The 25426-nt window shown below is 37.5% G+C and carries 23 protein-coding genes and 1 pseudogene; 6 read left to right on the forward strand and 18 right to left on the reverse strand.

Going from position 1 to position 25426, the window contains the following annotated elements; all coding sequences use genetic code 11:
• Nucleotides 1-4: 4 nt before the first annotated feature.
• The 6 genes from MKY90_RS18545 to hflX all read right to left on the reverse strand — a co-directional run bounded on the left by MKY90_RS18545 (nucleotide 5) and on the right by hflX (nucleotide 6108).
• Nucleotides 5-667, reverse strand: coding sequence for a CpsD/CapB family tyrosine-protein kinase (locus tag MKY90_RS18545; protein WP_098167667.1), 663 nt, complete (start codon nucleotides 665-667; stop codon nucleotides 5-7).
• Nucleotides 616-1356, reverse strand: a complete 741-nt coding sequence (locus MKY90_RS18550) for a YveK family protein (RefSeq protein WP_002137825.1) — start codon at nucleotides 1354-1356, stop codon at nucleotides 616-618. Before MKY90_RS18550 ends, MKY90_RS18545 begins: the two co-directional genes overlap by 52 nt.
• 269 nt (nucleotides 1357-1625) lie before the next feature.
• Nucleotides 1626-2960 (reverse strand): type I glutamate--ammonia ligase, encoded by a 1335-nt coding sequence (gene glnA / locus MKY90_RS18555; RefSeq protein WP_002014472.1) that lies wholly within the window; start codon nucleotides 2958-2960, stop codon nucleotides 1626-1628.
• A 48-nt stretch (nucleotides 2961-3008) separates the two neighbouring features.
• Nucleotides 3009-3398, reverse strand: coding sequence for a transcriptional repressor GlnR (gene glnR, locus MKY90_RS18560; protein WP_002014475.1), 390 nt, complete (start codon nucleotides 3396-3398; stop codon nucleotides 3009-3011).
• Between the two features lie 174 nt (nucleotides 3399-3572).
• Nucleotides 3573-4844 (reverse strand): methionine gamma-lyase family protein, encoded by a 1272-nt coding sequence (locus MKY90_RS18565; RefSeq protein ID WP_002128611.1) that lies wholly within the window; start codon nucleotides 4842-4844, stop codon nucleotides 3573-3575.
• The gene (hflX, locus tag MKY90_RS18570) at nucleotides 4837-6108 is read right to left on the reverse strand and encodes a GTPase HflX (RefSeq protein ID WP_002069969.1); all 1272 of its coding nucleotides are present in this window, start codon (nucleotides 6106-6108) and stop codon (nucleotides 4837-4839) included. The genes MKY90_RS18565 and hflX overlap by 8 nt, the downstream gene beginning before the upstream one ends.
• Before the next feature lie 92 nt (nucleotides 6109-6200).
• Between hflX and MKY90_RS18575 the strand changes: the two genes are divergently transcribed.
• Together MKY90_RS18575 and MKY90_RS18580 are read left to right on the forward strand one after the other, a co-directional pair.
• Nucleotides 6201-6824 carry a trimeric intracellular cation channel family protein gene (locus MKY90_RS18575; protein ID WP_002014478.1) on the forward strand — a complete coding sequence of 208 codons (624 nt, stop codon included), beginning with the start codon at nucleotides 6201-6203 and terminating at the stop codon, nucleotides 6822-6824.
• A gap of 99 nt (nucleotides 6825-6923) precedes the next feature.
• On the forward strand, nucleotides 6924-7061 hold the full coding sequence (locus MKY90_RS18580) for a hypothetical protein (RefSeq protein WP_002087943.1): 138 nt from the start codon (nucleotides 6924-6926) through the stop codon (nucleotides 7059-7061).
• 31 nt (nucleotides 7062-7092) lie between these two features.
• Here MKY90_RS18580 and spoVK read toward each other — a convergent pair whose 3' ends face one another.
• Nucleotides 7093-8049: a stage V sporulation protein K gene (gene spoVK / locus MKY90_RS18585; RefSeq protein WP_098167666.1), complete on the reverse strand. Its 957-nt coding sequence runs from the start codon at nucleotides 8047-8049 to the stop codon at nucleotides 7093-7095.
• A 113-nt stretch (nucleotides 8050-8162) separates the two neighbouring features.
• On the opposite strand from spoVK, the gene MKY90_RS18590 reads away from it, so the two are divergent.
• Both MKY90_RS18590 and MKY90_RS18595 read left to right on the forward strand, forming a co-directional pair.
• Nucleotides 8163-9125 carry a tyrosine-type recombinase/integrase gene (locus MKY90_RS18590; RefSeq protein WP_002128613.1) on the forward strand — a complete coding sequence of 321 codons (963 nt, stop codon included), beginning with the start codon at nucleotides 8163-8165 and terminating at the stop codon, nucleotides 9123-9125.
• Nucleotides 9126-9241: 116 nt separating this feature from the next.
• Nucleotides 9242-11910: pseudogene (locus MKY90_RS18595) on the forward strand (Gly-Xaa-Xaa repeat protein).
• 81 nt (nucleotides 11911-11991) lie between these two features.
• On the opposite strand, the gene hfq reads toward MKY90_RS18595, so the two are convergent.
• Both hfq and miaA read right to left on the reverse strand, forming a co-directional pair.
• Nucleotides 11992-12216, reverse strand: a complete 225-nt coding sequence (gene hfq / locus MKY90_RS18600; RefSeq protein WP_000813896.1) for an RNA chaperone Hfq — start codon at nucleotides 12214-12216, stop codon at nucleotides 11992-11994.
• Nucleotides 12217-12237: 21 nt separating this feature from the next.
• Entirely contained in the window at nucleotides 12238-13191 is a 954-nt protein-coding gene (miaA, locus tag MKY90_RS18605; RefSeq protein WP_002185122.1) for a tRNA (adenosine(37)-N6)-dimethylallyltransferase MiaA, read from the reverse strand.
• Between the two features lie 180 nt (nucleotides 13192-13371).
• On the opposite strand from miaA, the gene MKY90_RS18610 reads away from it, so the two are divergent.
• Nucleotides 13372-13617 carry a hypothetical protein gene (locus MKY90_RS18610; protein WP_002014695.1) on the forward strand — a complete coding sequence of 82 codons (246 nt, stop codon included), beginning with the start codon at nucleotides 13372-13374 and terminating at the stop codon, nucleotides 13615-13617.
• A gap of 61 nt (nucleotides 13618-13678) precedes the next feature.
• Here the strand turns inward: MKY90_RS18610 and MKY90_RS18615 are convergent, their stop codons facing one another.
• From MKY90_RS18615 to gabP, 8 genes are all read right to left on the reverse strand, one after another.
• A complete protein-coding gene (locus tag MKY90_RS18615; RefSeq protein ID WP_002014694.1) occupies nucleotides 13679-14644 on the reverse strand; it encodes a 3D domain-containing protein in 966 nt (321 codons plus the stop codon).
• 348 nt (nucleotides 14645-14992) lie between these two features.
• Complete coding sequence (locus tag MKY90_RS18620) at nucleotides 14993-16852, reverse strand: PTS fructose transporter subunit IIABC (RefSeq protein ID WP_098168928.1); 1860 nt, start codon at nucleotides 16850-16852, stop codon at nucleotides 14993-14995.
• 13 nt (nucleotides 16853-16865) lie between these two features.
• A complete protein-coding gene (gene pfkB / locus MKY90_RS18625) occupies nucleotides 16866-17777 on the reverse strand; it encodes a 1-phosphofructokinase (RefSeq protein ID WP_098168929.1) in 912 nt (303 codons plus the stop codon).
• Nucleotides 17774-18526 (reverse strand): DeoR/GlpR family DNA-binding transcription regulator, encoded by a 753-nt coding sequence (locus MKY90_RS18630; protein WP_002128628.1) that lies wholly within the window; start codon nucleotides 18524-18526, stop codon nucleotides 17774-17776. Before MKY90_RS18630 ends, pfkB begins: the two co-directional genes overlap by 4 nt.
• A 157-nt stretch (nucleotides 18527-18683) precedes the next feature.
• Nucleotides 18684-19847, reverse strand: coding sequence for an iron-containing alcohol dehydrogenase (locus MKY90_RS18635; protein WP_002128630.1), 1164 nt, complete (start codon nucleotides 19845-19847; stop codon nucleotides 18684-18686).
• A gap of 118 nt (nucleotides 19848-19965) precedes the next feature.
• Nucleotides 19966-20508: a DUF420 domain-containing protein gene (locus MKY90_RS18640; RefSeq protein ID WP_000228316.1), complete on the reverse strand. Its 543-nt coding sequence runs from the start codon at nucleotides 20506-20508 to the stop codon at nucleotides 19966-19968.
• 316 nt (nucleotides 20509-20824) lie between these two features.
• Nucleotides 20825-21136: a hypothetical protein gene (locus tag MKY90_RS18645; protein WP_002087964.1), complete on the reverse strand. Its 312-nt coding sequence runs from the start codon at nucleotides 21134-21136 to the stop codon at nucleotides 20825-20827.
• A 160-nt stretch (nucleotides 21137-21296) separates the two neighbouring features.
• Nucleotides 21297-22691 (reverse strand): GABA permease, encoded by a 1395-nt coding sequence (gabP, locus tag MKY90_RS18650; protein WP_000360102.1) that lies wholly within the window; start codon nucleotides 22689-22691, stop codon nucleotides 21297-21299.
• Between the two features lie 270 nt (nucleotides 22692-22961).
• Between gabP and MKY90_RS18655 the strand changes: the two genes are divergently transcribed.
• A complete protein-coding gene (locus MKY90_RS18655) occupies nucleotides 22962-24044 on the forward strand; it encodes a chitinase (protein ID WP_078185578.1) in 1083 nt (360 codons plus the stop codon).
• 54 nt (nucleotides 24045-24098) lie between these two features.
• Here MKY90_RS18655 and MKY90_RS18660 read toward each other — a convergent pair whose 3' ends face one another.
• Nucleotides 24099-25310 carry a M20 metallopeptidase family protein gene (locus MKY90_RS18660; RefSeq protein WP_002167780.1) on the reverse strand — a complete coding sequence of 404 codons (1212 nt, stop codon included), beginning with the start codon at nucleotides 25308-25310 and terminating at the stop codon, nucleotides 24099-24101.
• Between the last annotated feature and the right edge of the window lie 116 nt (nucleotides 25311-25426).

Below are 25426 nucleotides of genomic sequence, written 5' to 3' on the forward strand. Positions count from 1 at the left end.
TTATTTATACTTTCCCATTCAAAATCGCACCTAATATCCTACTTTTCGTAAAACTTAACGCCCTTTTCGTTTCAAGCGCATCTTCATTCACAGTACGATTATAACGGATCACCAATAATACACCTTCACACTTATCAGCCAATACACTTGTATCTGTTACTTCTAGTACAGGAGAAGAATCAAATAATATAGTATCATATCGTTCCATTGCCTTTTGAACTAACATATCCATTGCACTCGAACTAAGTACTTCGGATGGATTGAATGGTACCGGTCCGCTAGTTAATACATCCAGACTTTCCATCTCTGTTTTTTTCACGGCGCCCTCTAAAGTTGTTTTTCCGTTCAATATATCAATTAATCCAATTGTATTTTCTAATCCAAACATTTCATGAATCGTTGGTGTTCGTAAATTTGCATCTATTACCAATACTTTTTCACCTTTTTGTGCTATTGAGACTGCTAAATTAACTGTAATCGTTGATTTTCCTTCACCATACCTCGGAGAAGTAATAACTATAGTTCTGCTTTTATGAATAGATGAAGATAATTGAAGGTTTGTTCGAAGCGAACGATACTGCTCCGAAATTTTCGATCTTGGAGCGGTATGTACAATTATACTTTCTCCTTTAACTTTATTTGTTTTTCGTCTATTTTTGTAAGCCACTCCGTTCCCTCCCCCAATAATACCGTATTTTTTTTACTGAATTTGTCTTTCACATTTTTTCTATTCATTTTAGATATTCCGCCCAAAACAGGGACATCTAACAATTGTTCAATTCGCCGTTCCGATTTGATTCTCTCATCAAGTGAATCCAATAAAAAAATGAATCCAATACTGAGCACCATACCTATAGAGAATGCAATTAGTATCGTCTTAAAGTGATTTATATTTATAGGCATAGATTTTTTTTGAACTGGGTCTTCTGGTAATATACTCACATTATTAAAATTCAGTATATTCGCTACTTCTTTCTTATAAACAGCGGCTGTAGTATTTGCAATTTTATGAGCAAGCACAGGATCTATATCCACTACATTTATTCTCATAATCTGGGACCCTTGCACACTTTCTGTACTTATTTGTCCACTTAATGCACCTGCAGATCTGTTAATATTCAATTCAGCAGCCACTTTTTCTAATATTACAGGCTCATTTACCATCGCTTTCAATGTATTCATCGTTTCAGCATTAGCTTGAACAATAACCCTTGCTGAAGAGGCATATAATGGTGTTTTCACATATATAGTATACATCGCTCCTGCTACTGTTGTGAGAGTTGTAAATAATAGAATGATCCAAATTCTTTTCCGTATAATAGTAAATAGATTTTTCAAATTTATTTCCTTATCCATAACTTCCCTCCTCATTTAAAACCAATGAGCTTCAACTTGAAATTGGCATCGAAAACTTAAGAAAAAAACAATATTTTTATTCTTTTTAATATACAAACATTTCTAGTTAATGCCATTTTAGTTCTTTATACAGAACGAGTCAACACAAATTATTTTCACTAAATTACTTCCTGATGACACTAAAAAAAATGTGACAATATTCGTGTTTTTCCACTGTAGATAAATGACGAAAAAGCCCTAATACCGTAGTATTAGGGCTTTTTTCTCTCTTAGTATAGAGACATATATTGATCGCGTTCCCATTGGTGAACTTGCGTGCGGAAGATGTCCCACTCAATCTCTTTCGCTTCGATGAAGTGCTCAAGTAAATGATCACCTAATGCGCCACATACGATTTCATTAGATTGTAAAGTAACTAACGCTTGCGCTAATGTTGCTGGTAAGTCAACGATACCTGCTTCTTCGCGCTCTTCTTTTGTCATTACGTAGATGTTACGATCTACTGCAGCTGGCGGAGTTAATTTGTTTTTAATTCCATCAAGACCTGCTGCTAATAATGTAGCCATTACTAAATACGGGTTTGCAGCTGGATCAACACTACGTACTTCTACGCGTGTACTGATACCGCGAGATGCAGGGATACGTACTAATGGGCTACGGTTTTGTGCAGACCATGCTACGTAACAAGGTGCTTCATATCCAGGTACTAAACGCTTGTAAGAGTTTACAGTTGGGTTTGCTACCGCTGTAAATGCTGGTGCGTGTTTTAAAATACCTGCGATGAAGTGACGAGCATCGTCACTTAATTGTAAATCACCGTTTTGATCGAAGAATACGTTCTCACCATTTTTAAATAATGATAAGTTACAGTGCATACCTGAACCGTTCACACCGTATAATGGTTTCGGCATAAATGTTGCGTGTAAACCATGTTTACGAGCAATCGTTCTTACAACAAGCTTGAATGTTTGAATGTCATCACATGAGCGAATTGCATTTGCATATTTAAAGTCAATTTCATGTTGACCTGGCGCAACCTCATGGTGAGATGCTTCAATTTCAAAGCCCATTTCTTCAAGTTCAAGAACGATATCACGACGACAGTTTTCCCCTAGATCCATCGGCGCAAGGTCGAAGTATCCACCGTTATCGTTTAATTCTAATGTTGGATTTCCTTTTTCATCAACTTTAAATAGGAAGAATTCTGGCTCTGGTCCAAGATTGAAATCTGAGAATCCTAATGCTTCCATTTCTTTTAACACACGCTTTAAGTTGTTACGTGGGTCGCCATCAAACGGAGTACCATCAGCATTGTAAATATCACAGATTAAACGAGCTACTTTACCTTTTTCAGCTGTCCAAGGGAAAATTACCCAAGTATCTAAATCCGGATATAAATACATATCAGATTCTTCAATACGTACGAAACCTTCAATAGAAGATCCATCAAACATCATTTTGTTATCAAGAGCTTTTGTTAATTGGCTCACTGGAATTTCTACGTTTTTAATTACCCCTAAAAGGTCCGTAAATTGCAGACGGATATACTTTACATTCTCTTCTTTCGCCAAACGGAAAATATCTTCTTTTGTGTACCTAGCCATTATAAATTCCTCCTTAGTCCCTCTAAACACCTTCAGAATCAGTTATCTTTAGTGAAAAAACCTTGAAATGTCACCTTGTCGCAATGAGGTCCGATTAAATCTACCTGTATGTTGTAGTTCATCTCGAAGAATTTTGCGAAGCTCGGATTTTGAAATTTCTTTCGTTTCTTCTTTTACTTTCACTGCTTCTGTTTGATTTTCTTTCATTTGCAATACTTGTTTAATTCCGGCCATATTTAAGCCTTGATCTAACAAATCTTTAATTTCCAACAATTTATCTACATCGTTAAATGAAAATAATCTACGATTCCCTTTTGTACGGGTTGGAAAAATAAGATTATGCTCTTCATAGTAGCGAATTTGACGTGCAGATAATTGTGTTAAATCCATTACAATACCAATTGGAAACAGCGGAGCAGAACGTCTATCTTCTTTCATTGTTTCAGTTCCTCCTTCGCCTTAACTGTTTCTCATTTTATACCATGTTATGTTTAGTGTCAATAGATGTTAGATTTTCTTACATGATTTTTTTGTGAATTTTTTCATTTTTTTTCTAATGGCACAAATCATTACTTTCACACGAAAAAAGCTGCCGAAATCGACAGCTTTCCTTTAAGAAATTGTTAATAGTTTTTTTTCAATTAACGCATCAATCGCAGAACAAATAGCAATCTTTACATGCGAATAAGTTAACCCACCTTGCACGTAAGCAACATAAGGCGGACGAATCGGACCATCAGCCGACAGCTCAATACTTGCACCTTGAATAAACGTCCCCGCAGCCATAATTACATCATCTTCATAACCCGGCATATAGTTTGCATATGGAGTGAAATGAGAATTAATTGGAGATGCATATTGAATCGCTTGACAGAACGCAATCATACGATCTTTATCATCAAATTGAACAGACTGAATTAAATCTGTTCTTGGTGCATTCCAAGCTGGTGATGTATTCATCCCTAACTTTCCTAAAAATGCAGCTGTAAAAATCGCACCTTTTAGCGCTTGTCCCGCTACATGCGGCGCTAAGAAGAAACCTTGATACATTTCTTGCAAACTGTATAAAGATGCCCCTGCTTCCGCACCGATTCCTGGAGATGTTAGACGATATGCACACGCTTCAACATACTGCTCTTTACCAACAATGTAACCACCAGTTTTAACAATTCCACCGCCAGGATTCTTAATAAGAGAGCCTGCCATTAAGTCCGCACCAACATGACATGGCTCTTCTTCTTCAATAAATTCGCCATAGCAGTTATCTACAAATACAACAACATCAGGTTTAATCTCTTTCACAAACGCAATCATCTCTTTAATTTGTGAAACAGTAAACGACGGACGAGTAGCATATCCTTTTGAACGCTGAATACCAATCATCTTCGTATTACTATGGATCGCAGCTGCAACAGCTTCAAAGTCCACAAACCCCTCTTCAGTTAACGGAACTGCGTTATAACCAATATTATATTCTTTAAATGAGCCTACACCTTTTCCGCGTACACCAACGATTTCTTCTAACGTATCATATGGTTTTCCTGTTATGTATAGCAGTTCATCTCCTGGACGTAAAATACCGAATAGAGCTGTCGAAATTGCGTGAGTACCTGAAATAATTTGCGGACGAACAAGACCCGCTTCTGCCCCAAATACATCAGCATACACTTTTTCTAACGTGTCACGACCAATATCATCATAACCATAACCTGTCGTCGGAATAAAATGCGAATCGCTAATTTTGTGTTTACGAAAACTTTCTAATACACGAAATTGGTTACTCTCAATCACTTCATCCACATGTTTATGTACTTCTATAATTTGACTTTCTACTTCTTTTACGATTGGAGCAATTTTTTCTCCATTTTTCAAACGATCAAACATTATTTTCTCCTTCTTCCACTAAAAATCTCTTTAATTGCCCCTTAAGTGATGAATGAGCAAATATATACCCTGTACAATCATATACAAATTTATCTTCTAGAAACTCCATTTTAGTTAATATTGTTTCTGTCTTTAAAAGCGTTAATAACCTACCTTCACTCGGAGGGATTTCCACTTGATAATCATCCATTTCTTCCTTCATCTTCGTTTCTAGCGCTTCTTTTATACGCAATAAATCACTTTCTTCAAAAGCACTAGTCATTAAGAAATCACTTTTCGGAAATGGAATGAAGTTTTGATGCAATTTATCTTTTTTATTATATAACGTAATAATAGGAATACGATTAATTTCAAGGTCCGACAATAATTGTTTTACTGTCTGCTCATGCCCTACATAATTAGGATCTGCAGAATCAACAACATGTAAAATAACATCCGCTTCCCCAGCTTCTTCTAACGTAGATCGAAAAGCAGCAATTAGTGACGTAGGTAAATCTTGTATAAAACCAACCGTATCAGTCAAAAGCACTGTATAACCAGAAGGTAACGGCATCTTTCTTGTCGTCGGATCTAGCGTTGCAAACAATAAGTTTTCTTCAAACGTATCAGCTTCCGTTAATCTATTAAACAACGTAGATTTCCCTGCATTTGTATACCCAATTAACGCAACTTGAAACACTTTATTATCTTTTCTTCTCTCACGATATCTCTTTCGATGCTCCACAACAACCGCAAGTTGTCTCTTTATTTCATCAATACGAGATCGAATATGACGACGATCTGTCTCAAGCTTCGTCTCTCCTGGTCCCCTTGTACCAATTCCACCACCAAGACGTGATAAAGCAAGACCTTGTCCCATAAGGCGCGGCATTGTATATTGCAATTGAGCTAATTCTACTTGAAGCTTACCCTCTCTCGATTTCGCACGTTGCGCAAAAATATCTAGTATTAACTGCGTTCGGTCAATCACTCTCGCATCTAATACTGAAGATAAATTCCGAATTTGACTTGGTGTTAACTCATTATTAAAAACAATAACAGCTGGTTCTAATTCTTCCGTCAACGCTGCAAGCTCTTCTAGTTTACCTTTTCCTATATAAGTCGCCGGATGAAACTTCGGGCGCTTTTGCGTCGTTGATACTAACACTTCCGCTCGCGCAGTTTTCGCTAGCGATGCAAGCTCTTTCATGGAATGCATAAATTTTTCATCATCATCTTGTGGCAATTGACAGCCAACTAATATGATTTTTTCTTTTTCTTCCATCAAATATGTTCACTCATCCTTTTCGAAATTTAAACCTTCTAATATAATAGCAGAGGAAGCACATTTCATCTAGTTAGCGGGGGAGAAAATTCATGGCATGGGAGATTTTTAGCATCATAGGCACAATCGCTTTCGCACTAAGCGGAGCAATTGTTGCAATGGAAGAGGATTATGATATTTTCGGGGTATATATTTTAGGAATGGCAACCGCATTTGGGGGAGGTGCCCTTCGTAATTTATTAATCGGTTATCCAATCGTCGCGTTTTGGCAACAAGACATGTTATTCCAAATCGCACTATTATCAATGACGATCATTTTTCTTTTTCCTAATAAATTAATTAAGCATTGGAAAAAGTGGGAAAACATCACAGATGCCATCGGCTTATCAGCGTTCGCCGTACAAGGAGCTCTATACGCCCAAAAATTAAATTTACCAATTAGTGCTACAATTGTAGCTGCTGTTTTAACTGGCATTGGCGGCGGTATTATTCGTGATCTTTTAGCACGTAGAAAACCTCTCGTCCTTCGAGCTGATGTATATGCGTTTTGGACGATTTTAGCCGGTTTTTTGATTGGCGCTAAAGTCATCGTTAGCGATTGGGCTCTATACACCTTATTCATTTTAATTGTTTGCTTCCGCATGGTTTCTATTCATTACAAATGGCATTTACCGCATAGACGCATCGATACAAAGGAGCGCTCAATGCATAAATAGCAATCTAACCTCTTTACATATCGTAAAGAGGTTTTTCTTTTCTAACGAGTTTTTCTTTACATAATGTTTATACTAATTTTTAAAGCGAGGTGAATGCAAATGACAAACCATGTTAATAAAGGAGCTCAAAAAAGCTCAGTAAACCAATTTGGACATGATCCAAATTCAGCGCACGAAAAGAGCGCTAAAATGGAACGTCTTCATAAAACTCACCAAGAAAAAGCAAAAAAAGAGTAAACGAACTTATGCATAAAAACAGACGCACAGTTTACGTACTGTGCGTCTCCTCTTCAAGCATTAAATCCATACTTGATATCCCAATTAAATCATATTTATCATACGTATCCTCTTGTAACAATCGCATAGCTTGTGTACGAATCGATTTTTCAACAATATTCCGTACGTATCGCCCATTACTAAACGATGTAATTTGCGACGAATACTTTACCGCATGTAAATGATCTCGAAATTTCCACTCCGCTTCTTTAGATAACTGATATTCACGCTCATCATACATTCTCTTTCCAATTTCCAACAGCTGATTTACCGAGTAATCCGCAAATTCAATAATAAATGGAAAACGAGATTGTAACCCTGGATTTAATGAAAGAAAATGATTCATCTCTCTTGAATATCCAGCTAAAATTAATACAAAACCGTGCTGCTTATCTTCCATATGCTTCACAAGTGTATCAATAGCTTCCTTCCCAAAATCCTTCTCTCCCCCCCGCGCTAAAGAATACGCCTCATCAATAAACAAAATACCTCCCATGGCCTTTTTTATTAAATCTCTCGTCTTTTGCGCTGTATGACCGATATACTCCCCCACAAGATCAGCACGTTCTGCTTCAACTAAATGCCCCTTCGATAAAATATTCATCTCAAACAACAATTTCCCTATCATTCTAGCAACGGTTGTCTTCCCAGTACCGGGATTCCCCCTAAATAACATGTGAAGCACTTGCTTCTCAGATTTCAACCCCATCTCTTGTCTTTTTTTATTTACATAAATCCAAGCATAAATTTCTTTTATTATCTTTTTTATTTCATCCATCCCAACAAGCTTTCCCATCTCTTCTTCAATTCTCTGCAACATCTCATGTTTAGTAGTGGTTTCACTTGAAATTACCGTTTTATTTTCTGATGCCGGTAACGAAATTTTCTTTCGATGGTTTAATACAATATTAATTTGATTGTTATTTTTCTTACGCATCGATTGTTCCATACAATCACCTCATTTTATCCACTCACCAAATATTATTATTCCAGTCCCTCTTGCAAATGCCTATTTTCAGAAAAGTTTGCTATAATATAAGAAATAATCAAGGTGGTGGGACTATGGAAACAACGGAATTCCATGATACAATACAAGCCTTTTCTATTTTTTTATTGAATAAAGGCCGAAAGTCTTCAACCATTAAACGTTATGTTTATGACATTGAAGATTTTGGACATTGGTTAGAAAAAAACAAAAAGCTCCCTTCCAGTAATATATGGGCAACACTTTGTACAAAAGACTATGAAGATTACTTTTCAGACTTAAAAAAGAATCGACACTACTCTGAGAAAACAATGCATCGTGTATTTATTGTATTAAATAGAATGCATCATTTTCTTAACATTCCAAATCCATTGAATGATATGGAAATTACTATTCAACCAAACCGTGCATTGCGTAATGAAGATTTCATTTCATCCGATGAAGAAAAAAGATTAAAGCATATAGTCACTTCATTAGAAGGACTTTCAGAAAAACAACGTCCCGTTCGTCCGTTATTAATGGATCGTAATATCGCCATTTTAAGTATATTAATCGACTACGGACTATCCTTACAAGAGCTTACAGCATTAACTATGCATCACGTTCATTTTGAAACTAATACACTTTCTATTCCAGCAACCGCAGGAGTAGAAAGAACAATCACATTAGCAATCGAAGACAAAAAACAACTGTACACATATTATAAAAGTATTCCAGAACCAGTTCGTCCTAAATACCATAGTAATGACCCGTTGTTTGTTGCATTCGATTTTAACCGCGGAACATACAGATGGGTATACGAAAACGATGCACCAAAAGCACTAACAGAAATCGCTATCCAAAAAATGATCCGACTTGAAGTAGCAAGAGCCAATTTACGTAAAGGCATTTCTGGACAACATTTCCGGAACACGTTTATTTTACGCCTAATAAAAAAACAAACCCCAGAGCCAGAAATCATAAAATTAGTTGGCTTCAAATCAAAAATTTCACTAAAGCGATATTATCAATATGCTGAAAATAAAAAAAACGCCCTATAATAAGGCGTTTTTTTTATTTTTTCTCGAAAGAATCCATTTCACTATGACCATTTAACTACTCTCTGCATCTACTATGATGAGTTTCGTTCACATTCTTATTAGAAAGGAGAGATTTAATGTCTCGCTTTAACGACAATCAAAATAAATACTCCAATCCATGCTTTCCAACTAGCGCTGGACGAATTCCAACTACCCCAACGATTCCAATTACTAAAGCGCAAATTAGAACATTCCGTGCAATCATTAACGATTTAATAAAAATAATCCCTAAACTTTTCGCCAATCCATCTCCCAAAAACATTGAGAATCTAATAGATACATTGCACCTACTAAGCAAATTCATCTGTTCACTAGACACTACTTCCGCTCTGAAAGCACAAGGATTAGCCATCATTAAAAACTTAATAACTATATTAAAAAATCCAACCTTCGTAGCAAGTGCTGTATTTGTTGAACTTCAAATTTTAATTAATTATTTACTTTACATTACAAAGTTATTCCGAATTGATCCTTGTACACTCCAAGAACTCCTTAAATTAATTGCAGAGTTACAAACTACTCTAGTTAATTCAGCTTCGTTCGGCAGAGGACCTACTGGACCTACCGGACCTAGAGGTAACACAGGTGCTACTGGTGCGACCGGACCTAGAGGTAACACGGGCGCTACTGGTGCGACCGGACCTAGAGGTAACACAGGTGCTACTGGTGCGACCGGACCTAGAGGTAACACGGGCGCTACTGGTGCGACCGGACCTAGAGGTAACACGGGCGCCACTGGTGCGACCGGACCTAGAGGTAACACGGGCGCTACTGGTGCGACCGGACCTAGAGGTAACACGGGCGCTACTGGTGCGACCGGACCTAGAGGTAACACGGGCGCACAGGTGCTACTGGACCTCAAGGCGTTCAAGGTAACACAGGTGCTACCGGTTCCACTGGACCTCAAGGTCTTCAAGGTAACACAGGTGCTACTGGTTCCACTGGACCTCAAGGTGCTCAAGGTAACACGGGGGCCACTGGTTCCACTGGACCTCAAGGCGCGCAAGGTAACACGGGTGCTACTGGACCTCAAGGCGTTCAAGGTAACACAGGTGCTACCGGTTCCACTGGACCTCAAGGCGTTCAAGGTAACACAGGGGCTACTGGTTCCACTGGACCTCAAGGCGCGCAAGGTAACACAGGTGCTACTGGACCTCAAGGTATTCAAGGTAACACAGGTGCTACTGGCTCCACTGGACCTCAAGGCGCGCAAGGTAACACGGGGGCTACTGGACCTCAAGGCGCTCAAGGTAACACAGGGGCTACTGGACCTCAAGGTATTCAAGGTAACACAGGTGCTACTGGCTCCACTGGACCTCAAGGTGTGCAAGGTAACACGGGCGCTACTGGACCTCAAGGCGTTCAAGGTAACACAGGTGCTACCGGTGCTACTGGACCTCAAGGCGTTCAAGGTAACACGGGGGCTACCGGACCTCAAGGTGCGCAAGGTAACACGGGGGCTACTGGTATAGGAGTTACCGGACCTACTGGACCTTCTGGTGGGCCTCCTGGACCTACTGGACCTCAAGGTAACACGGGGGCTACCGGACCTCAAGGTATTCAAGGTAACACGGGTGCTACTGGACCTCAAGGTGCTCAAGGTAACACGGGGGCTACCGGACCTCAAGGTGCTCAAGGTAACACGGGGGCTACCGGACCTCAAGGTATTCAAGGTAACACGGGGGCTACCGGACCTCAAGGTGCTCAAGGTAACACAGGTGCTACTGGACCTCAAGGCGTTCAAGGTAACACGGGCGCTACTGGTTCCACTGGACCTCAAGGTGCGCAAGGTAACACGGGGGCTACCGGACCTCAAGGTGCGCAAGGTAACACAGGTGCTACTGGTTCCACTGGACCTCAAGGTGCTCAAGGTAATACAGGTGCCACTGGACCTCAAGGTGCGCAAGGTAACACGGGCACTACTGGTGCCACTGGACCTCAAGGTGCGCAAGGTAACACAGGTGCTACTGGACCTCAAGGCGTTCAAGGTAACACGGGTGCTACTGGTATAGGAGTTACCGGACCTACTGGACCTTCTGGTGGGCCTCCTGGACCTACTGGACCTCAAGGTGTTCAAGGTAACACGGGTGCTACCGGACCTCAAGGTGTTCAAGGTAACACAGGTGCTACTGGTGCCACTGGACCTCAAGGTGTTCAAGGTAACACGGGTGCTACCGGACCTCAAGGTGCGCAAGGTAACACAGGTGCCACTGGACCTCAAGGTGCTCAAGGTAACACGGGTGCTACCGGACCTCAAGGCGCTCAAGGTAACACGGGCGCTACCGGACCTCAAGGTGTTCAAGGACCAACGGGTGCTACTGGTATAGGAGTTACCGGACCTACTGGACCTAGCTTCCCAGTAGCAACAATCGTTGTAACAAACAACATCCAACAAACAGTACTCCAATTTAATAACTTTATTTTTAGTACTGCAATTAACGTAAACAATATTATCTTTAACGGCACAAATACAGTTACTGTTATTAACGCTGGTATTTATGTAATTAGCGTATCTATTTCTACAACTGCGCCAGGATGCGCTCCACTTGGAGTAGGAATTTCAATTAATGGAGCAGTTGCTACTGACAACTTCTCTTCAAATCTAATAGGCGACTCACTTTCATTTACTACAATCGAAACATTAGCTGCCGGAGCAAACATTTCTGTCCAATCTACTCTTAACGAGATTACGATCCCTGCAACAGGAAACACTAACATTCGTCTTACTGTATTTAGAATCGCTTAAATTTCACTATTTATTGTTTATGACAAATAAAAAAAAGAGCGAGAAACTCGCTCTTTTTTTGTTATGTACAATAATTCATTACTACTCTAATTCAATTGAAACATTTTTTTGTGGTACAAATGTAGAAATTGCATGTTTATAAATAAGCTGTTGCTTACCTTCTGTTTCCAGCAGGACTGTAAAATTATCAAATCCTTTAATTAATCCACGAAGCTGGAAACCATTTAATAAGTACAGCGTAACGAACGTATTCTCTTTACGGAGTTGATTTAAAAACTGATCTTGAATATTGATTGATTGCTTCATGTCGAATCCTCCTCTTTTTCTCTACTTACTATTATTCGACTTTAGTTGTAGCTTTCCTTCTATGTATCGTAAAATTTCTGACGTTTTTTCACCATCAGTAACATCGAACCACGTGACATCCATCTTATTACGGAACCACGTTAATTGACGTTTTGCATAACGGCGTGAATTCGTCTTTAATTGTGATACCGCTTCTTCTAAAGATACACGATTCTCAAAATAATCATATATCTCTTTATAACCAATCGCTTGAATAGATTGACAATCCCGCACTCCTCTTTCATGTAAACCTTTTACTTCTTCTAATAAACCTTGTTCAATCATTAGGTTAACACGTAAGTTAATGCGATCGTATAGCATTTCTCGATCCATTGTCAAGCCAATTAATGAAACATCGTACAGTAACTCATTTTCTTGTTTTTCGAGCTGGTTACTCATTTTTTCACCCGTCGTGTGAAAAATTTCTAACGCCCGAATAACACGCCTTACATTATTGGCATGAATACGCTCCGCACTTTCTGGATCTACTTCTTGCAACTTTTTATGTACATATTCCACACCGTGTTCTAATGCTAACTTTTCCATCTGTTCTCGGTATGTAGCGTCCCCAGCCTCATCTGTAAACTGGTAATCGAATAGAACAGATTGTATATAGAGACCGGTTCCACCAACAATAATTGGTAATTTCCCGCGCTCTGTAATTTCTCGAATGCACTTACGGACACTTTCTTGAAATTCCGCCACAGAAAATGAATCTTCCGGATCTTTTATATCAATCATATAATGTGGAATTCCGTCCATCTCATCTGTCGTCACCTTTGCAGTCCCGATATCCATCGTACGATAAATTTGCATGGAATCACCACTAATAATCTCACCATTCAACGCTTTTGCAAGATCGATACTTAATTTCGTCTTTCCGACAGCAGTTGGCCCAATGATGACAGCAACTTTTTCACGTTGCACTTCTCCCATATCATTCAACTCTCTTTATGTAATATACTCCATCTATTGATTATACCCAATCTTACCAATTTTAACGGCATGATTGCAAGTTCTTTGAATCCAGTACATGAAATTACACAAAAAAAGAGCATAGCTTGTCCAATTCTGCATATACATGATAAAAAATAGCTCGGAGAGGGTGCAATGACTATGAAACAAGCGACTATCGATTTTCCATTATTAATAAAAGACCTTATTTTAGCTACTGCTACAAAAGAACAAAATTGTTCACAAGAAGAATTATACTTCGCACTAAATTGTTTACTACGTTCCTTTCATTCTACTCTTCAAGAAACAACATTACATCCAGAAAATAAAAATACAGAGTATATGCAAACTCAATTTTGCACCGCGTATAAAATTATTACAGGTAAAACAATTTACCCTTTTCAATAATTCTTATATAAAAAAACGGCCGCTTAGACATTTTCAAGCAGCCGTTTTTTATTTTAATAAATTATTTTATAACTTTCACTTTAACGGATTTACGACCCCAACTATCAGCAGTGCTATCTGAACCAACTAAAACATCAATACGATTTCCTTTAATCGCGCCACCAGTATCTCCAGCAATTGCTTCTCCATATCCTTCCACCCACACTTTTGATCCAAGAGGAATTACTTTCGGATCAACAGCAATAACTTTCATATTTGGATTCGCTGTTAAATCATGCCCCATCGCAGTTAACACACGACCACCATATGTGCCATTTTCACTCGGGTGAGCTGTGTAAGCTGTCGCTTCTACTGTTATTTCACGACCAGCAGGTTCACTTGTTTCAGTAGATTTTGCCACTGGCTTAGTTGCCGGCTTCGCTTGCGCTACTGGTTTACTTGATGCTCCACTTTTAACTGATTCTTTTCCATTAACTGCCGTATCATTTTTAGCCGGCGCTTTCTCCTTAACTGATGTATCATTTTTAACCGCCGTTTTCACCTTAGTTGGCGCTTCATCTTGAGCTGGAACTTCTTTTCTTTCAATAACAGGTGCTGTACCTGTTAAAAATGGTATGTGAACATACGCCGCTTTCCCGCCATATTCGAATTGTAACCATTCGTTTTGTACTTGATTTGTCGTTTCAATCAAGTCATCTTTTTTAAGCGTGCCAAGAATTTCTGAATCAGTATTCGCTCCAGCACGAATGTTTAATACGTTTGCTGTTACATAATAAGAACTTTTCGTAAACTCAGCACTTACAAAAGCTTCTTTACCATCTAATTTAATTTTGGACCATCCGTTTTCTGTATTTATAACATCTAATTTATTTCCACTTAACATTTTACCTACAAGTTTTGATTCTACAGTTGGGTTTTCTCTAACGTTTAATACATCTGTTGTTACAATCGTTTCCGCTTTAGCAGAACCTGCAAAAATCCCAAGACCAAAAACTGCTGCTGTTGCTATACCTAATAATTTTTTCATGAATAGCCTCCATTTGCTTTGTTTTCGTGTTCTCATTATAGCAACAGTTTTTTGTAGAATTTCGAAAATCACACAATTACAAAGCATTCGTAATAAACGATTAATGATTTGTAACATAAATTTCCATATTAAAGAATTGTATTTCTACCAAAATTAGCAATAGTTTTCATATATTTCTCACAAATTAGTATAAGAATTTTTTTCCAGAAAAAATTACAGTATTACTTTTTTGTTACAAAAAAATCACTTTTCATTACATCTTTTACCAAAATCCATCATAATCCAATTATTAAATTACTTTTTGTAACGAAAAAGGAACAACTCCTATTAGCTGTCCCTTTTTATCTTTTATTTAACTTTCTTCTTCCAAACACCTATCATAATAGCTGAAACAATCGTCCCAATTAATATAGAAACAATATATAGCAACGGTTTATTCACTAATGCGATAACAAACAATCCACCATGCGGTGCCGGCAATGTAATTTGGAATAACATAGATAAGGCACCCGCGATACTTGAACCAACAACACAACTTACAATTACTCGAACCGGATCGGCAGCTGCAAATGGAATCGCACCTTCTGTAATAAACGATGCTCCCATAATATAATTTGTTAAACCAGATTTACGTTCTGCTTCTGTAAATTTTGTTTTAAAGAATGTGGTTGCGAATGCAATCGCAAGTGGCGGTACCATACCACCAGCCATAACTGCTGAGTGCACTCCAAAATTCTGCGCTTCTATTGCAGCAATACCAAATGTAAATGCCGCTTTATTAATTGGACCACCCATATCAATTGCCATCATACCGCCTAAAATAAGTCCTAATAATATAGCATTCGTACCACTCAAACCATTTAACCATCCTGTTAACATTTCATTTAATGCTACTACAGGCGGATTTACTACTTTTTGCATAACAACTCCTGTAATCAACAATCCAAAGACTGGATATAACAAAACAGGTTTAATTCCTTCTAACTGTACTGGTAATCCTGAAAATAATCTTTTCAATCCTAAAACAACATATCCAGCTAAGAAACCAGCAATTAATCCACCTAAAAATCCCGCATTCGCTTGTGCTGCTAAAAACCCACCGACAACGCCAGGCATAAAACCAGGTCGATCAGCAATAGAACTTGCAATAAATCCAGCTAAAATAGGTACAAGGAATAAAAAGGCTCCTTTTTCTCCACCGCCAATATTCATTAATATTTCAGCAATAGGACCTTCCGCCTTAATTCCACCGAACATAAATGCTAATGCAATTAAAATTCCGCCACCAACAACGAACGGAAGCATATTACTTACACCGCTCATTAAATGCTTATAAATTCCTAGCCCTTTTTCTTTCTCTACATTTTCTGCCTTCCCATTCTCTTTGACACCTTTAAAGATTGGTGCATCTTGTTTTACAGCTCTATTAAGAAGGACTTCAGTTTTTCTAATACCATCAGCTACTGGCACTTGAATGACATACTTCCCAGCGAAACGGTTCATTTCTACCTGTTTATCTGCCGCAACGATAATCGCTGTTGCGCGTTCAATATCCTCTTTCGTTAAACCGTTCTTTACACCTGTTGATCCATTCGTTTCAACTTTAATCGCTATTCCTAACTCTGCTGCTTTTGCTTTCAAACTATCCGCAGCCATATATGTGTGAGCGATACCAGTCGGACAAGCTGTAACAGCTAATACGTATGGCTCATTCCCTTCCGGCTTTGCTACTTCAACTTCTTCGTCTTCTTTTTCATTCTCTTTTTCATCAAATAAACGGAGAAGCTCATCCTCATCCTTTGCTTCTAATAATTGCTTGCGGAACCCTTCATCCATCAATAACGTAGAGAGACGAGATAACGTTTCTAAATGAGTATTATTCGCCCCTTCACTCGCAGCAATCATAAAAAACAGATGTGTAGGCTGTCCATCAAGCGACTCATAGTTGATACCGCTTACACTTCTACCAAAACAAATCGATGGTTGTTTAACGGCATTCGTCTTCGCATGAGGTATAGCAATCCCTTCCCCTATGCCAGTTGTACTTTGTGACTCCCGCTTTAAAATAGATTCTTTAAATTCAGCTTTACTATTTAAACGATTTGCTCCGTCTAATTTCTCAACTAATTCATCTATGACAGCTTCTTTATTTGAAGCTGTCAAGTTCATAATAACTGTATCCCTTTTTAATAGTTCTGTAATTTTCATATGTTACTTCCCCCTATCGCTTAGTTACAATTACTTGCGACAATAATTCTTCTACTTTTTCTTTTTCACATAAATCAGCTGAAAATGCTGTTGCACTCCCTGTTGCAACGCCATATTGAAATGCCTTTTCAATATCTTTTTTCTGTTCATATTTACCTACAAATCCTGCAACGAGAGAATCTCCGGCCCCAACCGAATTAATTACAACACCTTTTGGAACAGTTGCTTCATATATACCTTGTGCCGTAAATAATAAAGCCCCATCTCCAGCCATTGATACGATAACATGCTCTACACCTTGTTCAACTAATTTTCTTCCAAACGGTAAAACATCTTCTACTGTTGAAATCTCTACTCCGAATAACTCACCAAGTTCATGATGATTAGGCTTTATTAAAAATGGTTTATTTTTAATTACATGCTGCAGCGCATTTCCACTTGCATCGACTACTACGCGAATACCTTTCTCAGCTCCGAGCGCTGCGATTGATTCATAAAAAGTAGTTGAGATAGACGCCGGTACACTTCCAGCTAGTACAACACAATCTCCCTGCCTCATACTTTCGATTTGTTTCATTAATTGTTCAAATTGTTCATTTGTCACATTAGGACCTTGCCCATTTAATTCTGTCTCTTCTTGCCCTTTTATTTTCACATTAATTCGGGAATCACCGTCTACTTGGACGAAGTTTGTTGTTACACCTTCCGCCTGTAATACATCTTTAATAAATCGACCGGTAAATCCACCAGTAAATCCAAGCGCTACATTTTCAACACCTAAACGATGAAGAACACGAGAAACGTTAATGCCTTTCCCTCCAGGAAATTTCATATCTTTCTCTGCTCGATTTACTGCGCCTAAATCGAAGGAATTAACTTGTACTACATAATCAATAGATGGGTTTAAAGTAACTGTATAGATCATTGTTTATCAGCCTCAATTACATTGGTTTGTCTTTTATATTTTTCTAAATCAATTTCTAAATGGTTTGTAATAATATTCGCTTCTTCAACATTAGCAATTTTCGCAAATGCAACTTCTGAGAACTTACTTTCATCAATTAAGAAATATCCTTCGTTCGCAAATGTTAATGCCATTTGTTTTAAAAGTGCCTCTTCTGGATCTGGAGTTGTAAAACCAAGCTGTTCATGTACACCATTTGCTCCTAAGAAACATTTATCAAAACGGTACTTTTGCATACTTTCCTGTGCCATAGCACCAATTAAAGCTTTCGTCCTACTCTTCATCATCCCGCCTAGTAAATACGCACGAATATTATTTTCAACTAAAGCTTCAATATGCATAAGTCCATTCGTTACGACAGTAACATCTTTGTTTATTAAAAATGGGATCATTTCAAATGTTGTACTTCCTGCATCTAAATAAACGCAATCCCCTTGTTCAACAATACTAGCCGCATACTTGGCAATTTGTTGTTTTATTTGAATGTTTTTGGATGATTTTTCAATCATCGTTGGCTCCTGTCCTTTTCCTGTTAAAACAGAGGCACCACCATGAACTCTTTTTAATAACCTTTGTTTTTCTAATTGTGCTAAATCACGACGAATTGTCGATTCAGAGCTTTCTGTTCTTTCAACTAATTGTTGTAATTTAACAACCTTCTGCTCTTTTACAAGTTGCAATATCATTTGATGACGTTCAGGAGTTAACATTTTATTCACCTCTTCTTTGATTACAGTATAATGAAAACGATCACAAAAATCAACCATAAACAGTCAAAAATAATCACTATCAATCAAAATCGGTTATAAACAAAAAAAAGAAACCTATTTGATACAACAATCAAATAGGTTTCTTCTCTCGCTTCACTTATAAAGAAGCTTTATAAATTGCAAGAACATCATCTTTATTTAATTTTTTAAAGTTACCGAATTCACCATAAGCCATCGCTTTATCCGCCATTAAGTCAATTTCACTTTCTCTAATAGCGTAATCAGCTAATGTTACTGGAGCTTCAATTGAAGTCCAAAATTGACGTAACGCCTCAATTCCCTCTAATGCAACCTCTTTATCTGTCTTCCCATCTGTTTCTACATCGAATACACGAATAGCGAACTGTTTAAAGCGACTCACATTTTCATCTATAACATGCTTCATCCAATTTGGGAATAGAATCGCGAGTCCGCCCCCATGCGGTATGTCATGAACAGCAGAAACTGCATGCTCAATATTATGAGTTGCCCAATCTCCTTTTACTCCCATCGCTAAAATGCCGTTTAACGCCATAGTACCGCAATATAAAATTGTTTCCCTATGCTCATAATTTTCTAGATCACTTAAAAGCTTAGGAGCTGTTTCAATTACTGTTCTTAAAACAGATTCACAATAACGATCTTGTAACTCTGTATTCATGCCGTGATGGAAATATTGCTCTAATACGTGCGACATAATATCGACCATACCATAAATCGTTTGATCTCTCGGCACAGACGAAGTATGTAGTGGATCTAAAATTGAAAACTGAGGGAATGTAACTGGACTGCCCCAGCCGTACTTTTCATTCGTTTCCCAGTTTGTAATTACAGATCCTGCATTCATTTCAGAACCTGTTGCCGCAAGAGTGAGTACAGTACCGAACGGTAACGCCTCGCTAGCAAATGATTTTTTCGTTACAATATCCCATACATCTCCATCATATTTACTACCAGCAGCAATCGCCTTCGTACAGTCGATTACACTTCCTCCGCCAACCGCTAAAATAAATTCGACTCCATTGTCTTTACAAATTTGAATCCCTTTCTTTACTGTTGATAAACGAGGATTCGGTTCAACTCCTGTCAACTCAAATACTTCCGCATTTATATCCTTTAAAATAGAAATCACATTATCATAAATACCATTTCTTTTAATGCTGCCTCCTCCATACACGAGAAGAACTTTTTTACCGAACTGTGGAATTTCCGTTTTTAACTGCTCTAACTGTCCTTTACCAAAAATAAGTTTTGTCGGATTACGAAATACAAAATTTTGCATATATCTTTACCATCCCTTCTATATAAAAAGCAACTATACTTTTGTATACCACAATTTTTTCATTTCACAAAAATAGTTGCCTAATAAAAAAATCCCAGCCTACAGGCTGAGATTTTTTTTATTGATAATAAGGTGAGATCATTAAGTAAACAATAACACCAGATAAACTTACATATAACCAAATCGGCATCGTCCAACGTACAATTTTACGGTGACGTGTTAATTGATTCGTAAAACCAAACACAAGTGCAAACAATGCAAGCGGTACAATAATTGCTGCAAGGATAATATGTGTAATTAAAATGATGAAATACACATATTTAATGAATCCTTCTCCGCCAAAATGTGTTGCTGGCGCCAAGTAATGATACGATAAATAAGAAACACAAAATAGCAACGTCGTTGTAAATGCTGCTAGGATGAAACCACGGTGCATTTTCACATTCTTCTTAATAATAGAGTATAAAGCTGCTAATAAGAATACGAACGTAAAGCTATTAAAAATTGCATTTAACATTGGTAAAATTGTTACATCAAAATGTACTTCTCCTTCATAGCCAACAGGTCCAAAGAACAAAAATAAAATAATCGCATTTACAATTACAGAAAGCGTTATCACAATAGGAGCATAGCTTTTCTGATTCGTTGATTGATCCACCAAAATGGTCACTCCTCTTCCTTCAAATATGTATACGTAACCTCACTATTTTAACATATTATTCACAGTGTAAATGTGACAATAGTTTGACACAGTAAGACAGGGCAAAGAAAAAACCCTTCTTAACAATACTTCTTAAGAAGGATTTTATCGCTTTATTATTCAAATAGCAATGCGATTAGTTTTTGTTAAAAAACGTACTGCTATACGCTTGATATATTTCAGACACTTGATATCCCATTAATGAAATTGCTGTTAATGAAAAGAAACCAATCATAAGAAATCGAAACCACATATAAATCTCCTCCTTGTATTTAGCTTAAAAAGCAGTCGCTATATTACAAGTTGAGTGGCACTCTTCATCGTCACTTTCCTTTTTCTTTACAATTGCTGTTATAAATCGAATCATAAAGAAAATCACAAAAGGAAATTGTTCGTAATTTACCTTGGCATAGTTTGGCAACGGCTCGCGCTGCACATCGAACGGAGATGAGAAGGAATAGAACATACCTTGCTCTTCCATATATACAATTACAATTTTCATACAAAACATTATTCCTAGAAATGAAACAATATCTTGCCATTCTGTCGTATATAAAAAGTTATACAGCTCTAATACGTACTCTTCCATCGTCATCCCCCCTTCCTTTTTTACTATTTTGCTCGCCTTCATATAAAAAGTCAAGAAAAAAGTTTATATTCACTATGACAATAGTAATTACTTGTTTCTATGATTATATATGATTCTTTTATAGCAATGATTGGGTGTAACTCTCTTCTAAAACAAGAAATTAGAATCGAACAGATTCCTCATTCTTACTTTTAGGATTCAACAATGTACTATTTTTATTTCTATTAAAAATAAAATAAGAAATTATTATAAGAACAGTAACAAGCATTGTTAAAAGCGCTTGTGAACGTAAAGATTCAATTGCGAGCATGGCAACTAAAACTGCTATAATCGCAGCAATTGTAACATATGTTACATATGGAAAAAGCCACATTTTCACTTTCAAATTTTGTTGTTCCGCTTTCCCCATTTTTTTACGTATCTTGAAATGTGAAACTGCTATAACGAGATAAACGAGTAACGCAATCCCGCCAGATGCATTCACTAAAAATAAAAATACTTTATCTGGAGATATGTAACTAAAAACAACTCCAATGTAAGCAAAGAAAGTTCCAAATAAAACCGCCCGAACTGGAACACCACTACTATTCAATTTCAAAAATGCCTTTGGCGCATCTCCTCTTTCTGCCATTGAAAAAAGCATTCTTGAGTTCGTATATAAACCCGAATTTAAACAAGAAAGTACAGCTGTTAAAACGATAAAATTCATAATTTGCGCTGCCGCTGGTATCCCTATATGTTCCAGTACCGCCACAAATGGGCTTTTTAGTATGTTCGCCGAATTCCACGGAAGGAGTGTAACAACTACAGCGATCGATCCAATGAAAAATACGAGAATACGCCAAATTACACTATTTGTTGCTGTTTTGACTGCCTTTACAGGTTCGGCAGACTCTCCAGCGGCCACTGCAACAATCTCAGATCCCATAAATGAAAATATAACGACGGTGATTCCAAGTAACACCGAACTTATACCATTTGGCATGAATCCTCCTTGACCTACCAAATTCGAAGTGCCAGGTGCTTCCGTTCCTGGTACAAATCCTAAAATAACAGCTAGTCCAAGACAAAGGAACAAAACAATACTTATTACTTTAATAAATGAAAACCAATATTCAAATTCTCCAAATGATTTCACCGAGAAAACATTCGTCAACGTTAATAAAATCGTTAATATTAAGCTTAATAACCAGAGTGGGATTTCTGGAATCCAGTATTGAATAATACCAGCACCTGCTGTAGCTTCTATTGCAATAACAATTACCCAGAAAAACCAATATAGCCACCCAATTGTATAACCTGCCCATGGACCAATTGCCTCTCTTGCATATGTTGCAAATGAACCACTTGTCGGATTAATAGCTGCCATTTCTCCTAGCATTCTCATAACGAAAATAACTAGAAGTCCTGCTAATGCATATGAAACGATAGAACCTGGACCTGCTGAATGCACAACCGCACCACTTCCAACAAACAAACCAGCTCCTATTACGCCACCAATGGAAATCATTGTAATGTGGCGTATTTTGAGGTCTTTCTTAAGATTTTTATCCAACTCTTGTACATCCCCTTCCAAACTTAATTTTGAAATTTACGTAAGAGTATTATGTGAAAAATCTTATCCTATACTTTAAAATATATCAAAATATTCTGAATTTAACAATCGTAATTCGACCTCCTTCAAAAATTATTTCATTAGGTTTAATAATTTCCCATACACAATTGTTGAGAAAATTATAGTCACCTTACAAGAGAATGAATTTTCAGATACCATTAAATAAACAAGATTATACATCTAGACAACTTTTTGTATAGGAGTGTTGATATGTTAAACAAGTTCAAATTCATTTGTTGTACTTTAGTAATTTTCTTACTGCTACCGCTAGCTCCCTTTCAAGCACAAGCAGCAAACAATTTAGGATCAAAATTACTCGTTGGATACTGGCATAACTTTGATAACGGTACTGGCATTATTAAATTAAGAGACGTTTCACCAAAATGGGATGTACTCAATGTATCTTTCGGTGAAACTGGTGGTGATCGTTCCACTGTTGAATTTTCCCCTGTGTATGGTACAGATGCAGAATTCAAATCTGATATTTCCTATTTAAAAAGTAAAGGAAAAAAAGTAGTTCTTTCAATAGGTGGACAAAATGGGGTCGTTTTACTTCCTGACAATGCTGCTAAACAACGTTTTATTAATTCCATACAATCTCTAATCGATAAATACGGTTTTGATGGAATAGATATTGACCTTGAATCAGGTATTTACTTAAACGGTAATGACACTAATTTTAAAAACCCAACAACTCCTCAAATCGTGAATCTTATCTCAGCAATTCGAACGATTTCAGACCATTACGGTCCAGATTTCCTATTAAGCATGGCTCCTGAAACAGCTTATGTTCAAGGCGGCTATAGCGCATATGGAAGCATCTGGGGTGCATATTTACCTATTATTTACGGAGTGAAAGACAAACTAACATACATTCACGTTCAACACTACAACGCTGGTAGCGGGATTGGAATGGACGGTAATAACTACAATCAAGGTACTGCAGACTACGAAGTCGCTATGGCAGATATGCTCTTACATGGTTTTCCTGTAGGTGGTAATGCAAATAACATTTTCCCGCCTCTTCGTTCGGATCAAGTCATGATTGGACTTCCTGCAGCACCAGCGGCCGCTCCAAGTGGCGGATATATTTCTCCAACTGAAATGAAAAAAGCTTTAGATTATATCATTAAAGGAATTCCTTTCGGAGGAAAGTATAAACTTTCAAATCAGAGTGGCTATCCTGCATTCCGTGGCCTAATGTCTTGGTCTATTAATTGGGATGCAAAAAACAACTTTGAATTCTCTAATAACTATAGAACATATTTTGATAGTCTTTCCTTGCAAAAATAATAAAAAACAACAATAGGTTTTATATGACCTATTGTTGTTTTTTATTTATGTAAATTACTTTTTCACTTCTACATGATGAAGAAATTCTTTTCCATCTCTTGAATAACTATTCACAAGACTTAAAAGCAACTTCCCACCAACCAACATCGCACGTTCATCAAAATCGAATTGAGGATGATGGTGTGGATATGTTGCCCCTATTTCTTCATTACCAGCACCTGTGAAGAAAAATGCTCCTGGAACATGTTCTAAGTAGTATGCAAAATCTTCTCCGCCCATAATAGGTGGTACTTCCATGACCCTTTCTTTGCCAAGATCGTGTTCCGCAACCGTCATAAAATGACGTGTTTCAGCTACATGATTTATTAATATTGGATAGCCTCGTTTATATTGAATATTAACTTCAGCATGAAGGGACTGACAAATCCCCTCAACAACTCGTCTAAATTCCTTCTCCATATATTCTCTCACTTCAGGATCTAACGTTCGAATGGTTCCTGTAAACGTAGCAGTATCCGCAATAATATTATCGGCTTGCCCGGCATGGAATGTACCAACTGTTAAAACTGCTGATTGAAGTGGATCGACTTTTCTACTCACTAAAAGTTGCAACTGATTAATAACTTGTGTTGCAACGATAATAGCATCTACAGTATGATGTGGCATACCGCCGTGACCGCCTCGCCCTTGAATCTTCACTTCAAAAGTATCAGCTGCCGCCATCATTGCTCCAGCTTTCGTTCCAACAATTCCTAAAGGCATCTGAGAAGATAAATGTGTACCAAAAACAACATCTACTCCTTCTAAACAACCATCCTCAATCATGGCAATTGCTCCGCCAGGCTCTTTCTCTTCTGCATGTTGATGAATAAGGACTATTTTTCCTGAAAGTTGGTCTCTGTTATCACTTAATATTTTTGCAACTCCTAAAAGTGTTGCTGTATGTCCATCATGGCCACAAGCGTGCATTACACCAGGAACCTTTGATTTATATGAAACTTTCTTTTCATCTTGAATAGGTAGTGCATCAAAATCAGCACGTAGCGCCATCGTCTTCCCAGGTATTCCACCTTCAATTACGCCGATTACCCCTCTTCCCCCGACATCTGTTTTCACATCAATATGAAAACTTTTTAAAATTTCAGCTATTTTTTTCGGTGTTTCTATTTCTTGAAACGATAGCTCTGGGTATTGATGAAAATCTCTTCGCCACGAAACCATTTGATTATATAAACTTTCCAATTCTTTATGCCATGTTTCTATCATAGAAATTCCCCTTTCTTTTTAACAGTTTAAATAAAAAATACATAATATTCTGTATTTAATCAATAAAAAAAGAGAACTTTCTTTAAAAGTACTCTTAATTCTTCAAAATATTAAAC

It is taken from the genome of Bacillus sp. FSL P2-0099 (assembly GCF_038007445.1).
GTDB lineage: Bacteria > Bacillota > Bacilli > Bacillales > Bacillaceae_G > Bacillus_A > Bacillus_A mycoides.

Coding starts and splice junctions, on each gene's coding strand:
- MKY90_RS18580 (WP_002087943.1), top strand. CDS start 6,924: ATGACAAACCATGTTAATAAAGGAGCTCAAAAAAGCTCAGTAAACCAA.
- spoVK (WP_098167666.1), bottom strand. CDS start 8,049: ATGGAACAATCGATGCGTAAGAAAAATAACAATCAAATTAATATTGTA.
- MKY90_RS18590 (WP_002128613.1), top strand. CDS start 8,163: ATGGAAACAACGGAATTCCATGATACAATACAAGCCTTTTCTATTTTT.
- pfkB (WP_098168929.1), bottom strand. CDS start 17,777: ATGATCTATACAGTTACTTTAAACCCATCTATTGATTATGTAGTACAA.
- glnR (WP_002014475.1), bottom strand. CDS start 3,398: ATGAAAGAAGATAGACGTTCTGCTCCGCTGTTTCCAATTGGTATTGTA.
- MKY90_RS18655 (WP_078185578.1), top strand. CDS start 22,962: ATGTTAAACAAGTTCAAATTCATTTGTTGTACTTTAGTAATTTTCTTA.
- MKY90_RS18660 (WP_002167780.1), bottom strand. CDS start 25,310: ATGATAGAAACATGGCATAAAGAATTGGAAAGTTTATATAATCAAATG.
- MKY90_RS18635 (WP_002128630.1), bottom strand. CDS start 19,847: ATGCAAAATTTTGTATTTCGTAATCCGACAAAACTTATTTTTGGTAAA.
- miaA (WP_002185122.1), bottom strand. CDS start 13,191: ATGGGAGAAGTGCAACGTGAAAAAGTTGCTGTCATCATTGGGCCAACT.
- glnA (WP_002014472.1), bottom strand. CDS start 2,960: ATGGCTAGGTACACAAAAGAAGATATTTTCCGTTTGGCGAAAGAAGAG.
- hflX (WP_002069969.1), bottom strand. CDS start 6,108: ATGGAAGAAAAAGAAAAAATCATATTAGTTGGCTGTCAATTGCCACAA.
- MKY90_RS18620 (WP_098168928.1), bottom strand. CDS start 16,852: ATGAAAATTACAGAACTATTAAAAAGGGATACAGTTATTATGAACTTG.
- MKY90_RS18550 (WP_002137825.1), bottom strand. CDS start 1,356: ATGGATAAGGAAATAAATTTGAAAAATCTATTTACTATTATACGGAAA.
- hfq (WP_000813896.1), bottom strand. CDS start 12,216: ATGAAGCAATCAATCAATATTCAAGATCAGTTTTTAAATCAACTCCGT.
- MKY90_RS18615 (WP_002014694.1), bottom strand. CDS start 14,644: ATGAAAAAATTATTAGGTATAGCAACAGCAGCAGTTTTTGGTCTTGGG.
- MKY90_RS18575 (WP_002014478.1), top strand. CDS start 6,201: ATGGCATGGGAGATTTTTAGCATCATAGGCACAATCGCTTTCGCACTA.
- MKY90_RS18565 (WP_002128611.1), bottom strand. CDS start 4,844: ATGTTTGATCGTTTGAAAAATGGAGAAAAAATTGCTCCAATCGTAAAA.
- MKY90_RS18645 (WP_002087964.1), bottom strand. CDS start 21,136: ATGGAAGAGTACGTATTAGAGCTGTATAACTTTTTATATACGACAGAA.
- MKY90_RS18630 (WP_002128628.1), bottom strand. CDS start 18,526: ATGTTAACTCCTGAACGTCATCAAATGATATTGCAACTTGTAAAAGAG.
- MKY90_RS18610 (WP_002014695.1), top strand. CDS start 13,372: ATGAAACAAGCGACTATCGATTTTCCATTATTAATAAAAGACCTTATT.